This is a genomic window from Methylobacterium sp. 001424705 (assembly GCF_059816145.1).
The window spans coordinates 71,605-84,115 of the sequence record NZ_JCBANU010000015.1 but is presented as its reverse complement, the minus strand read 5'-3'; the positions used below and the strand labels follow the sequence as shown (position 1 = coordinate 84,115).

Sequence of the window (12,511 nt, the reverse complement as noted above, 5' to 3'; positions counted from 1 at the left end):
GGATTCATCCCCCATCGGTCCCCCCGGGAGCGGCGCCCAGGTTGTCCGGGCCGAAGGAGTCGGGCAGCAGGGCCCCGACGGTGAAGGCGGCGCGCAGGCCCGCCGGGTCGGCGACGTGGACCCGGACCGCGGGACCCGCGAATTCGCGGATGCGCTGCCGGCAGGCGCCGCAGGGGGTGACGAGGCCGGGCCCCGGGCCGAGGACCAGCAGGGCGGCGATGCGCCGGCCGCCCGCGGCCACCATGGCGGCGATGGCGCCGGCCTCGGCGCAGGTCCCCACCGGATAGGCGGCGTTCTCTACGTTGCAGCCGGCATGGAGGGCGCCCGACTCGTCCAGGAGCGCCGCCCCGACGGGAAAGCGCGAGTAGGGGGCGTAGGCGCGCCCCTGCGCGGCCCGGGCGGCCGCGAACAGGCGGGACAGGTCCGGACTCACGACGTCCGAAATCTTGGCGTCCGAAATCTTGGCGTCCAAAGTCGTGGATTCCGGGATCATCGGGGCGGGACACGGCACGGCATCCCGCGACTTAGGCACCAAGGGGCGGGGCTGTCGAGGGCCGGCGCGGTGGATGCATCGACAGCGCGCCCCCGGGCTCCTAAGACGGGGCGAACGGGAGACGAGCCGGGAGGCGGGGGACCATGTTGGGACGTTTCGAGCGCGGCGCCTCCGGCGAGGCGGTGGTGGAGTACGGCGACGGCACCATGCGGGTGATCAAGCCCGGCAGCTTCGTGCGCTGCGCGGTGACCGGCGCGGCGATCCCCCTCGATGCCCTGCGCTACTGGAGCGCGACCCGACAGGAGGCCTATGCCAGCCCCGAGGCGGCGATGCAGCGCCTCGCCGAGACGGGACGTCCGGATTAGGGGATTTTCGCGCAATTAATAGGTCAGAGACCGGGTAGGTTCTGCACATACGAATTTGATGAAGGCTACCGCGGGTGCAGCCCTAACATCGGATTGCCTCGTACGACCAGCTTGGGCGGATTTTCGCTGGTCCGCTTACCGGCGGTTCAGGCATTACAGTGGTCGTAGACGCCAAACAGATGGGTGATCCGTTTCAGAGGCCCCTTCTTGGCAACGATAAAGGTCAAAAGCGTGCTGCGACACCGCCCATGATCGTGCGCGGCGTACCCGGTGTAGCGTAGCGGTTCTGGAAGGCGCGGTCGTAATAGTTCGTGTCGAGTAGGTTGTCGACATTGAGATAGACCCGCACCTGCGGAGTGATCCAATAGTACGAGATCAGGCTTAAGATCGTGTAGTCCGGCAGACGAAAGGTCGAGAGGGCGGTGCCAGCCTTGCGCTGACTGACATAAGTCACGCCACCACCAAGACCAAGCCCCCGTAATTCTGCCCCTTGGAACTCGTAGACGCTCTGCAGGGCGAGGGTGTCGGCAGGGATGTTGGCGATCCGCGTGCCCACGGGCAGCGTGTTGTCGCGGCTCACGGAGGCATCCGCATGGGTATAGGTGCCGATCACCCGCCAGCCGGGTGCCAGATATCCAGCAACGGTCAGGTCGAAGCCCCGGCTGCGCACCTCGCCCGCCGCCACGCTGAAGTTTGGATCGACGGCATCGGCCGTGAGGACGTTGGTGCGCCGGATGTCGAACAGAGCCGCCGTGGCGCTCAGTTGCCCGTCGAGTAGGCTGAGCTTGGCGCCGACCTCGTAGCCTTCGCCTTGCTGGAAAGCAAAGGGGCGTCCCGAGCGATCCGTGCCGGTATTCGGCAGGAAGGAACGGCCGTAGCTGCCGTAGACCGAGACCTCATCGGTGAGATCGTAGGTGAGGCCGAAGCGCGGGGTCGCGACCGTATCCTGCAGGCTCGTGGTGCGGCCGGTGCGGTAGTCGGTGGAAACGAGGCCTAGATTCTCCACGCGCACGCCCAGAAGGGCATGAAGGCGTGGGGTGAGGTCCATCTGATCCTGAACGTAGCCACCGAAGCTCTCGGTGTTCTGCAGGAAGTTGGTGATCGAAGTGAGTGGAGGGCGGGTGGATTGCCCGTAGCGGGGCGAGAGGAGGTCGAGGATGAAGGGGAAGAGGTTTGCGTTCGAGCGGTCGAAGATCTCGCGATAGCGGTACGTGTCGTACTCCAAGCCCATCAGCAGAGTATGGCGGAATGGGCCGGTCTCGAACTTGCCCGCGAGGTTGAGTTGCAGGTCGAGATCCGACCAACTCAAGTCGCGATGCTCGAAGGTTCGGCGTAGGGTACGCCCATCACTGAGGACATTCATGGCGCCTACGCCGTCGCCAAAGAGCTTCCCACCCAGCGCCTGGACGCCGGCAGTGACCACCCAGTCCTGATCGAGCTTGTGCTCGATGCGCAGCTGGCCAAGGGCGTTATCGTTGCGCACCGGCGGGATGCCGGGCTCGCCAATGAAGCGGTTGCGCGGCAGGGCGCGGATGTTACCGTTGATCGGCACGACGCCCCGGTCGAAGGTCGCCGTCGTGCTGGCGAACTCGCCCTCCAAAGTGATCGTGGTGTCAGCGGTGGGCTTCCAGGCGATGACGGGAGCGAGGTAGAAGCGGTCGCCGTGTACGAAGTCGCGGAAACTTCCGTTGTCCTCAACGGCGCCCGTAATGCGAGCGAGCACCCGGCCTTGCTCGTCGAGGGCGCCAGTCGCATCGAAGGTACTGCGCTTCTGGTTGAAGCTTCCGAACTGCGTGCCGATCGCAAGGGCTCGCTCGGCCAATGGCTGCTTAGTGACGATGTTGAAGGTCCCGCCGGGATCGCCGCGTCCGTATAGGAAGGCAGACGGACCCTTCAGCACCTCGATTCGCTCAATGGAGACCACGTCCGGCGAGGGCGGGTAGCCCCGATTGATTGGGAAGCCGTTGCGGTAGTACTCGCCCGTATTGAAGCCACGGATGGTGAACTCCGTCAGGCCAAGGCCCGCGAAATTGTTGGCCCGGCCGACGCCGGCAAGATCGAGGGCGGTGTCGACCCGCGTCGCGGCGGCGTCCTGCAGAACCCGATCCGGCACGACGACGACCGTCTGGGGCACCTCGCGTATCGGCGTGTCGGTGCGGGTTGCGCTGACGCTGTCCCGTGCAAGGTAGCCATCGACCTTGCGTGCTGTTCCGCCCGCAGACGCTCCGGAGCCGGCCACCGAAAGTTCGTCGAGCTGAACCTCTTGCGAAGCATCTGCGGCGAGCTGAGCTACGGCCAAACTGGGCCCGAGGCTGACTAACGAACCCGATTGCGCCAGAAGCACGAAAGCAGCGGACGAGGCCAGCGTAGTGGTTCTCTTGGGCATTTTGCTCGACACGTTCACGCACGCAAACCAACTTGAATCAATTCGGTCCGTTACGGTCCAGAAACACATGCGGTCAAGCTTGCGGGTTTCCGTGCACACACGTCTAGTTTCGAGGTATTCAAATATACCTTAGCCTTGGTCTAGAAGCGTTATAATCTGTCGCGTCTCACAGGAGATGTGTTGCATACGCGTGACAGCGATCGAGGTCGTTCGGCGGGCCAGCAGTTCCATTTGTGTTGCATCCGGTTTGAGGCGGCATCCCGCCTGCGTACTTCTGACGAACAGCGCATCCGCTGGACGCCCCGACGGATTGCTGCTTTCAAGAAGTGCTCATAGTTGTCCGTAGAATCGCCTGGGGTCGTCAGTGACCTGTCCGCTTCGAACTGCAGATCGAATTGGGCGTCAGGCGAGAAACTCTTTCAAAGATCCGACTTGATCTTTGCTATCGCCCAACCCCCGCAACTGCCCTAACAAAACCCCCTCATCGGCAAACGCCAAAGTGACGGGCAGCACCGCGACGCGGGCGGCGAAGAGGGGGGAGAGGCGGACGTAATCCTTCTCAGTGGTGACGAGGTCGGCGCCGAGGCGGGTGGCTTCGGCCGCGAGGGTGGCTTCGTCGGCGGGGCCGTAAGGGTGGTGGTCCGGATAGGCGCGGGTTCCGACGAGGGTGGCGCCGGCCTTTACGCAGGTTGCGAAGAACTTTTGGGGGCGGCCGATGCCCGCGAAGGCGAAGACGCGGCGGCCTGTCAGGTCGGCGCCGGGGATCAGGCGGGCGCGGTGGACCGGGAGTCCGCGGGCTTGCGCCGCCGCCGCCACGGCCTCGCCCCGGTCTCCGGTCCCGATCAGCACGAGGCCGTGGATGTGGGGCCATTGCCGGGCCAGGGGCACCCGCAGGGGACCGGCCGGGAAGGGCCGCCCATTGCCGAGGCCGGCGCCGGCATCGACCACGGCGAGCGAGAGCGTCTTGGCGAGGCTCGGGTTCTGCAGGCCGTCATCCATGACGATGACGTCGGCGCCCGCGCGGACGCAGAGGGCGGCGCCGGCCGGGCGGTCCCGCGACAGGATCGTCGGCGCGGCCCGGGCCAGGAGCCGGGGCTCGTCGCCGGTCTCTTCGGCCGTCTGGCGGGACGGATCGACCCGCACCGGCCCTGCGAGGCGCCCGCCATAGCCGCGGGTCAAGAAGGCCGGGTTCGCCCCGAGGGCGCGCAGGTGGGCGGCGAGCGCCAGGGCGGTGGGGGTCTTGCCGGCCCCGCCCAGGGTGAAGTTGCCGACGCAGAGGACGGGGCAGGGGGCTTTCGCGCCGGGCCGGTCCATGCGCGCGGCGGTGTGCCGGCCGTAGAGGGCGCTCAACGGCGCGAGCCACCGGGCGGCGGGATGGCCGGGGCCTGCGTCCCAGAAGGCGGGGGCGCGCATCAGCCGGCGCTCACGGGGCCGCCATCGCCCGGAGCGTCATCTGGGCGATGAAGGGATCGAGCACCGCCAGGGTGCGGGCGACGGCGCCCTCGAAGGGCTGGAGCGCGGCTTCCCCCGCCCGGCTCATCGCCGCGATGCGGGGGCCGTCGGCCAGGAGGGCGTCCAGGGTTTTCGCGAGGGCGTCGGCGTCGGTCACCGTCAGGGCGCCGCCGGCTTCGTCCAGGGCGGCATAGACCTGGGTGAAGTTGTGGATGTGCGGCCCGTGCAGCACGGCGGCCCGCAGGCGGGTCGGCTCGATCGGGTTCTGGCCGCCATGGGGCACCAGGGAGCCGCCGAGATAGACGATGCGGCCCAGGCGATAGAACAGGCCGAGCTCGCCCAGGGTGTCGGCGACGTAGAGCTCGACCCCGCCATGGGGGCGCCCGCCCTGCGCGCGCCGGGCGCTGGTCAGGCCCTCGGCCCCCGCGCAGGCGGCGACGTCGCCGCCGCGATGGGGATGGCGCGGCACCACGATGGTGAGGAGGCGCGGCCAGCGTTCCTTGAGGCGGGCATGGGCCCGGGCCGCCATGGCGTCCTCCCCCGGATGGGTGCTCGCCGCGACCCAGACCGGCCGGTCGCCCACGAGGTCGCGCAGGTGGGCGAGCTGCTGGCCATCCGCCGGGGGCACCTCGGAATCGTATTTCAGGTTGCCCGCGATGCTGACCCGGGGGGCGCCGAGGCGGCGGAAGCGGTCGGCATCCGCGTCGGTCTGGGCGAGGCAGATCGCGATGCGGGCCAGCAGCGCCTCGGCGGTCCGGGGGGTGCGGGCCCAGCCCCGATACGAGCGCTCGGACATCCGTCCGTTGACCACGAGGAGGGGGATGCCGTGCCGGTGCAGGCCCAGCACCGTGTTCGGCCAGATCTCGGATTCGGCGACGAGGGCGAGGTCGGGCCGCCAATGGGCGAGGAAGCGGTCCACCCAGCGCGGCGCGTCGAGGGGCATGTACTGGTGCACGGCCCCGGCGGGCAGGCGCCGCCCGATCAGGTCGGCGGCGCTGCGGGTGCCCGTCGTCACCAGCACCGAGAAGCCGCGGGCGATCATGCCGTCCACGAGGCCGACCAGGGACAGAGCCTCCCCGACGCTGGCCCCGTGCATCCAGACGAGGCGGCCCGTGGGCCGGGCCCGGCCCGGCAGGCCGCGCCGCTCGGCCAGGCGTCCGGCATCCTCCTTGCCCCGGCGGGCGCGCCAGCCGAGCAGCCCCACCAGCGCCGGTTCGCCGAGATAGAGACCGGTGCGGTAGGCCCGCAGGAGCGCCGTGAGGGGCGGGGCCTTCGCCATCGCCTTCACGCCGGTTCCCCGACCCGGCCGTCCGCCCCGACGCGGTCGGGATGGCCGACGCGGTCGTGGGGCCCGACCCGGTCGGGCCGGCCGACCAGGGTGTAGGCGCGGTCGTGGACGCGGTTCATCTCGGCCTCGAGCTGCCGGCGCAGGGCCTCCAGGGCCTCGGGCTCCACGTCCCGCGGCACGAAGACGGGCTCGCCGAACACCATCGCGCCCCGGCCGAAGGGCAGACCGAGGCAGGCCCGGTCCCAGCTGTCGAAGCGCCAGTGCCGGCTCGTCACCACCGCCACGGGGATGATCGGCCGGCCGGAGAAGCGCGCCAGGGTGAGGATGCCGGCATCGGCCCGGCGCGAGACCTTCGGCACGTCGGCGCTGAAGGCCACGCTCTCCCCGTCCTTCAGGGCCCGCAGCATGGCGCGCAGGCCCTCGGCGCCGCCCTTGGCCCGGGCGTCCCGCAGGACGCGGCCGCGGGCGCCCGAGGCCCGGATCACCCGGACGCCCATGCGGGTGAGCGCGATGGTGTTGATGTTGCCGTCGGCCGACCGGGAGATGATCGTGGCGATCCGGTCGTGCGGCCGGCGCATGAACGAGATCATCGTGTGCTGGCCGTGCCACATGCCGGCGATGAAGGGGCTGTGCCCGTCGAGCCAGGCATCCGGCGCGGCCGGCTCCACCGTGAAGCGGTTGGTGCGCCGCACGAGGCGGAGGTAGCCGCCCGCGAGGATGCCGAGGGCCTGCTGGACCGCCGGGGCGCGGCCGATGCGTTTGACGAGGCTCATCACGTCGCTTTCGCGTCGCCGACGGACCGGCGATGCCGTCGAGGAGGGGATGTCCGCGGAGCCGTCCCGCGCGGCGCGCCGGACGGGCAGGCGGCTGTCTAGCTCCGATCGCGCGGCCGGCGCAACGGCGCTGTGGCGGCCGAATCCGCCGTTTCGGGGGCGAAACCCGGCGCAGGGCGCTTGTTTGGAGTCGTTCCAAGCAATAGATTGGAATGAGTCCAAAGAGGAACGCGCTCCGAAGGGAGCCCATCAGGACAGGACGCGCGATGATGATGATCTCCCCCGCCCAGGGCGCCCCGGAGCCGATGGCCGCGATCGATGCCGCCGCGGCGGAGGCGCACCGCGCCTTCGTCCTGCGCTACGTCCAGCCGGGGCTCGCCGGGCTGATCGACGGCTCTGTCTCGACCCTGGCGCCGATCTTCGCCGCCGCCTTCGCCACCCACAGCAACGGCGCCACCTTCCTGGTGGGGCTCGCCGCCTCCATCGGCGCCGGGATCAGCATGGGCTTCACCGAGGCGCTCTCGGATGACGGGCAGATCACCGGGCGCGGAACACCCTGGATGCGCGGCCTCGTCTGCGGGGTGATGACCACGGTGGGCGGCCTCGGCCACACGCTGCCCTACGCGATCCCCTCCACCTGGCCGAACGCCTTCGGCGTCGCGACGGCCCTGGCCATCCTGGTGGTGGTGGTGGAGCTGCTGGCGATCGCGGCGATCCGCACCCGCTACATGGCGACGCCGTTCTGGCGCGCGGCCCTGCAGGTCGTGCTCGGGGGCGCCCTGGTGCTCCTCGCCGGCATCGCCATCGGGAGCGCCTGAGGGACGGCGGGCGGATTCGGAAGGCGAGGGTTGACCCCCGGCCCCGGATGGGGCGATGCGGGGCGCGAAATCCCGATCATCGACCGCGCATTGGGGGATGATGTTCCGCCTCGCCCACCTGACCGACCCCCATGTGGGGCCGCTGACACGCCCGCGCCTGCGCCAGCTTCTGAGCAAGCGGGCCACCGGCTACGTGAACTGGCAGCGCGGCCGCAAGGACGCCCACGACATGGAGGTGCTGGCCGCCTTGGTGGCCGACCTCCAGGCGCAGGGGCACGACCACGTCGCCTGCACCGGCGACCTCTGCAACATCGGCCTGCCGAGCGAGTGGTCGACCGCGAAGGTCTTCCTGGAAGCCCTGGGGACGCCCGAGACCGTAAGCTTCGTGCCGGGCAACCACGACGCCTACGTGCGCGGCTCCCTCGAGGGCCTGCTCCTCGCCTGCGGCGCCTGGACGGCGGGCGACGACGGCACGCACGGGCATTTCCCGTACCTGCGCCGGCGCGGGCCGGTGGCCCTGATCGGCCTGTCCTCGGCGGTGCCGACGAAGCCCCTGATGGCGAGCGGCCGCCTCGGGCCGCAGCAGATCGCCGCCACCGAGGCCCTGCTGCGGACGCTGGGGGCCGAACCCGAGCCGCCGTTCCGCGTGGTGATGATCCACCACCCGTCGCATCCCGGCGGCACGTCGTCCGGGCGTGAGCTGAAGGATGCGGGGACGTTCACCGCCATGGTGGCCCATGCCGGGGCGGAGCTGATCCTGCACGGGCACAACCACGTCCGCAGCGTCGCGTTCGTGCCCGGGCCGGGGGGGACGTCGATTCCGGTGGTGGGGGCCGCCTCGGCCTCGGCCCGGGGCGATGCCCGGCATCACCGCGCGAGCTACCACCTCTACACGATCACGCGCCGCGCGACGGGCTACGCCGTCGCGGGCATCGAGCGGGGCCTGACCGAGTCCGGAACCATCGCGGATCTCGGCGCCCTTCCGCTGGCCCGCTCCTGAGGCGTCGCCGCCTCGGGATCTCAGGGCTCAGGCGTCCTCCAGCACCTTCGCCTGGGCGGCGAGGCTGGCCTCGTAGCGCTCCGCCTGCAGGCGGGTCAGGCCGCTGACGAGCACGGCCTCGCCCCGGTAGACCGTATAGGTGCCGTCATGCGTCGGCTTCACGCGAATCACGTTGGACATGGCTGTCACCCCGTCAAAAAAGGTTAGACGCGATATGATTTCGGCGGAGGGGAAACATTAACGGTGGGTTCAGACTACGCAAGTCCTCGGCGGCGCTAGACGCGACAAATCGATCCCGCGATGCAGCGAACATCTTGGTATATCAGTTCAGCGGACGAAATCCCCGAGCCTTCTCAACGAATGGCTACGCTTGCGCCGCACCATGATCTCCGGGGGAAGGCGGGGGCCCGCCGGGCCCGTTCCGGCCATCCTGGGCCGCCTCGGCCCCCACCGCGGGCGGACTCGTCGCCGGACCTGATTCTTTTGAGGCGCGACGCCGCCGCCCGACCCTCAGGCGTCGCGCGACGGCCGGCCCGGGACTCGTCCGAGATTGGCCTGCAGGTAGTCGCTGATCTTGCGCAGGTAGGCTTCCAGATCCTGGACCTCGCCCTCGGCGGAGCGGGCCCGCTCCCGCGCATCGAGGGCGGCCTGATCCGCCTCGCGCCGCGCCATCTCGGCCTCGCGGACGCGCAGCTGGGCCTCGCGCATCCGGATCTCCAGTTCCATCGCCTGACGCCGCCAGGCGGACGCCTCGGCGCGGGCCCGATCCAGCTCGGCCTGCTGCTCGACCCGCTCCCGGTGGGTGAGGCGGATCAGGTCCCGCGCCTGGGCCGAGATCGTATCGACCCGCTCGTGCAGAGCCTGGATCGTCTCCATGCTGTGCTCGACCAGGCGCAGGGTCGTGGCGCCGAGTTCCGAGGTGTGCGTGATCGCCGGCACGGGCACCAGGGCAAGTGCCTGGCTGCCGCTCCGCACGGGGCTTTCCGTCTCGCGCGGGTCCGAGGCCTCGCCCCCGTGACGGACGGGCAGCCGGGCGAGCGCGAGATCGATCACGGGCGACAGGACGGGGGAGGCGGCAGCGGGCATAGGAGCGGCTGGGATGGGAGCGGCGGAGATGGGTGCAGCGGACATGGGGGCGGAGACCCGGACGGGAAAACGATCATGGTGACGGTCGTTGAACAGGGTCCCGGGCGGGCGGCGTGACCACGCGGGATGGATCCGCCACCGGCGCCCCGGCCCCTCACGGCGTTCCGACCTTGGCCGGGTTCGCCTCGTCCGCCGGCGCACGGCGGGTGAAGCCCTCCACCACGGCGTCGTGCAGGCGGGCCAGCCACTCCTCCGCCTCGTCCGCCCGGCGCTCGGCGAGGTCGGCGCGGGTCTGCGCGGCGGCGACCTGCGCCTCCAGGGCGGTGGCCCGCTCCAGGGCCCGAGCGACCGTGCGCTCCAGCTCCTGCTCCAGCTCCGCGGCCCGCTCCTCGCTGATGCGAATCGCGGCCGTGGCCTCGTGGATCAGATCGAGGGAGGCGGACCAGTCCCGCGTCCGGCCGGCATTGGCCGGAGCCGGAAGGGTCTCGTCCAGATGGGCCTGCTGAGCCGGCTCGGGCGCCCCCGGCCCGCGATGGGGGCTGGGCAGGCTGCGCATCAGCCAGGCTCCGGCGGAGGAGGTTTCTCGGTCGCGAAGCGCGGTCTCGGACATCTGGGCATCCCTGCGCGGGGTCTCCGCCGCGCCGTCTCTTGAAGGGGTGGAGGGGTCGGGTCGGCGAGGCTGGATCGGTCGGGTCGGGCGCTACTTCTCGGGCGGGGGCGAGAAGGGACGGACGTTGCTCGGCTCCGGCGGGGGCGCGGCCGGGGCCGGCTCGCTCCGCGCCCCCTCGTCCCCCGCGAAACTGCGGGCCGAGCGGCGCAGGGCCTCGTGCTGCTTCTGCAGGGCGACGCGGCTCTCGCGGGCGATGTCCAGGGCACCCTGCGCGAGCTTGCGCTCGGAACGCTCGTGCTGGAGCTCCTCGATCAGGCGGTGGTTCACGGTCTCGAAATCCGCACGCTCCACCTCCTGGCGGTGGACGAGGTGGTCGATGCGGTCGGACAGGCTGGAGACCCGGCCGAGGGCCTGTTCCAGGGCCGCATCCTTGGCCGCCATCGCCTTGGTCAGCATCTCGCAGCGGTGCTCGAATTCCGAGCGGGCCCGCTGCATCTCGAGGAAGCGCTCGTTCTGCCGGGCGAGGTCGACCTGGGCGCTCTCCAGCCGACGCTCCAGGGTGACGCGCTCGATGGAGGCTTCCTTGAGGCCGCGCTCGGCCGAGCGGCCGGCCTCGTCGCGCTCGCGGAGCTGCGTGCGGAGCTGGGCCAGCATCTGCTCGGTGTTGGCGAGCCGGCTCGTGGCGGCTTCCACCCGCATGGCGAGGCTCGCGCGCTCGGTGCGATGGTTCGCGACCTCGGCCTCGTACTGGGCCTCCGCCTTCTGGGCGGCGGCGATCTCAGCCGCCAGCTGCTGTTCGACGTTGTGCAGGGCGACGCGGCCGGACTCGGCCTGGCCCTCGAACTCCTGGGCGCGGGCGCTCAGTTCCGCGAGCTGGGCCGCCTGGGCCTCGCTCAGGTTCTGGAGCCGGAGGTTGTCCCGGTCGAGGGCGTGCCGGCTCTCGCGCAGGTCCTGCAGCTCGCTGTCGGACCGGGCCAGCGCCTGGTCGAGGGCCTTGGCCTCCACCCGCAGCGCCTTGCTCTCGCCCTGCAGGGCCCGGCTCTGCTCGGTCTCGGCGAAGAGGCGCCGCTCCAGGTTCTCGGCCTGCAGGGTCTTGTCGCGCAGGGCGATCCGCACCTCCTCGGCCGCCGCGTCGCGGGCCTGGAGGCTGGTTTCGAGGTGGTGCAGCTGGATCTTGGCGGCCGCCACGTCGTTGGTCGCCGCGGCGAGGCGTCCGGTGGCGTCGGCGAGATCGCGCCGGAGGGTGGCCGCGTTGCCCTGCTCCATCGCCAGAAGGGTCTCGAGCTCCGCCGTCCGGACCTTGGCCCGCGGAAGCTCCTCGGTGATCGCCACGATCGGCACCAGGAGGGCGGAGAAATCCGCCTGAAGCGACTTCAGGTCGTCGAGGCGCTCGGACATTTCCGCCACGCGGAACCGCAGGCTCTCGTTGTGCTGCCCGAGGGAATCCAGCGAAAGGTCTTCACTGTCCAGTAGCGGCTCCGTCGTCTCCGCCTCATCGGCAATACGGATAAAAGGCACATCCTGTATTGGAGAACGAAGCAATGCATCAGTCTGCTGTGAAGACGGCGCCTTGCTTTCACTTGCGGTCAATTTGCGGAGCGAAAGCCAGCTCATTTCTGCGATCCAATCTCGTGGCGGACAACCCACGACCAGGATTCAACAAGGTTGCAATTTGCTGCCCCTGTCAATCACGCCAAACGCGTCCTGTTAGCAAATTCTTAACGTATGGCTTTTGAAGCGCAGCGGCGCCTGATCCGTCGCGTTGCTGGGCTCAGCTTGACAAGCGTGGCGGTCGACTTGCGGTTCGGACGGCCGATTGCAGCATTGCGGCGTGCAAGCTCGTCCGTCATCCCTCCCGCAAGCGTGAAAACGCGCTGGGGATGGCGCTCCCCACCCGCGACGCGTCAATCCGGCCCGGCGTCGCGCGCCGCCCCGACATGATCGGGCGGCGTCCCGTCCCCGGCCTGGCGAAAGTCGCCCCAGGCGTCCCGGGCGCCGCGCCATGCCATCAGGTGGAGGAGCGGAAGCCGCACCTCGACGACGAGGTCATCGTCGAGCAGGCCGGGGACGATCTCCGTGGTGGCGTCCGGAAACCGGGCGAGGACCGCCGCCTGAATCCGTCGCAGGCGCGGCAGCTGGTCCGCCGTGGGCTCGACGAGGATGTGCTTGATGATCCGGATCATGCCCGCTCATCGCATGGCGCGGGCGCGGCCGTCAGCCGGACAGCTTGTCCTATCGCG

The 12,511-nt window shown here is 70.2% G+C and carries 12 protein-coding genes and 1 pseudogene; 3 read left to right on the top strand and 10 right to left on the bottom strand.

The window, feature by feature from the left end; genetic code table 11:
* Positions 1-4: 4 nt before the first annotated feature.
* Positions 5-472, bottom strand: a complete 468-nt coding sequence (locus AC6EUL_RS13015) for a cytidine deaminase (protein WP_499870504.1) — start codon at positions 470-472, stop codon at positions 5-7.
* A 164-nt stretch (positions 473-636) separates the two neighbouring features.
* Here AC6EUL_RS13015 and AC6EUL_RS13010 point away from each other — a divergent pair, with 164 nt between their 5' ends.
* The gene (locus AC6EUL_RS13010; protein ID WP_499870502.1) at positions 637-858 is read left to right on the top strand and encodes a DUF2093 domain-containing protein; all 222 of its coding nucleotides are present in this window, start codon (positions 637-639) and stop codon (positions 856-858) included.
* Between the two features lie 223 nt (positions 859-1,081).
* Here the strand turns inward: AC6EUL_RS13010 and AC6EUL_RS13005 are convergent, their stop codons facing one another.
* The 4 genes from AC6EUL_RS13005 to AC6EUL_RS12990 form a co-directional block, all read right to left on the bottom strand.
* On the bottom strand, positions 1,082-3,244 hold the full coding sequence (locus AC6EUL_RS13005) for a TonB-dependent siderophore receptor (RefSeq protein ID WP_499870500.1): 2,163 nt from the start codon (positions 3,242-3,244) through the stop codon (positions 1,082-1,084).
* 402 nt (positions 3,245-3,646) lie between these two features.
* Positions 3,647-4,657 carry a tetraacyldisaccharide 4'-kinase gene (gene lpxK, locus AC6EUL_RS13000; protein WP_499870498.1) on the bottom strand — a complete coding sequence of 337 codons (1,011 nt, stop codon included), beginning with the start codon at positions 4,655-4,657 and terminating at the stop codon, positions 3,647-3,649.
* A 10-nt stretch (positions 4,658-4,667) separates the two neighbouring features.
* On the bottom strand, positions 4,668-5,975 hold the full coding sequence (locus tag AC6EUL_RS12995) for a 3-deoxy-D-manno-octulosonic acid transferase (RefSeq protein WP_499870563.1): 1,308 nt from the start codon (positions 5,973-5,975) through the stop codon (positions 4,668-4,670).
* 5 nt (positions 5,976-5,980) lie between these two features.
* A complete protein-coding gene (locus AC6EUL_RS12990; RefSeq protein ID WP_499870496.1) occupies positions 5,981-6,757 on the bottom strand; it encodes a lysophospholipid acyltransferase family protein in 777 nt (258 codons plus the stop codon).
* A 317-nt stretch (positions 6,758-7,074) separates the two neighbouring features.
* Between AC6EUL_RS12990 and AC6EUL_RS12985 the strand changes: the two are divergent.
* Both AC6EUL_RS12985 and AC6EUL_RS12980 read left to right on the top strand, forming a co-directional pair.
* A pseudogene (locus AC6EUL_RS12985) lies at positions 7,075-7,575 on the top strand (VIT1/CCC1 transporter family protein); the annotation flags it as partial.
* Between the two features lie 100 nt (positions 7,576-7,675).
* Positions 7,676-8,575, top strand: coding sequence for a metallophosphoesterase family protein (locus tag AC6EUL_RS12980; protein ID WP_499870561.1), 900 nt, complete (start codon positions 7,676-7,678; stop codon positions 8,573-8,575).
* Between the two features lie 27 nt (positions 8,576-8,602).
* On the opposite strand, the gene AC6EUL_RS12975 is transcribed toward AC6EUL_RS12980, so the two are convergent.
* The 5 genes from AC6EUL_RS12975 to AC6EUL_RS12955 all read right to left on the bottom strand — a co-directional run bounded on the left by AC6EUL_RS12975 (position 8,603) and on the right by AC6EUL_RS12955 (position 12,454).
* Positions 8,603-8,755 carry a hypothetical protein gene (locus tag AC6EUL_RS12975; RefSeq protein ID WP_200917569.1) on the bottom strand — a complete coding sequence of 51 codons (153 nt, stop codon included), beginning with the start codon at positions 8,753-8,755 and terminating at the stop codon, positions 8,603-8,605.
* 330 nt (positions 8,756-9,085) lie between these two features.
* Positions 9,086-9,706 carry a hypothetical protein gene (locus tag AC6EUL_RS12970; protein ID WP_499870494.1) on the bottom strand — a complete coding sequence of 207 codons (621 nt, stop codon included), beginning with the start codon at positions 9,704-9,706 and terminating at the stop codon, positions 9,086-9,088.
* A 109-nt stretch (positions 9,707-9,815) separates the two neighbouring features.
* Positions 9,816-10,271, bottom strand: a complete 456-nt coding sequence (locus AC6EUL_RS12965) for a hypothetical protein (RefSeq protein ID WP_056213714.1) — start codon at positions 10,269-10,271, stop codon at positions 9,816-9,818.
* A gap of 90 nt (positions 10,272-10,361) precedes the next feature.
* A complete protein-coding gene (locus tag AC6EUL_RS12960; protein ID WP_056213712.1) occupies positions 10,362-11,669 on the bottom strand; it encodes a hypothetical protein in 1,308 nt (435 codons plus the stop codon).
* A gap of 506 nt (positions 11,670-12,175) precedes the next feature.
* Positions 12,176-12,454: a hypothetical protein gene (locus tag AC6EUL_RS12955; RefSeq protein ID WP_499870492.1), complete on the bottom strand. Its 279-nt coding sequence runs from the start codon at positions 12,452-12,454 to the stop codon at positions 12,176-12,178.
* Positions 12,455-12,511 lie beyond the last annotated feature (57 nt).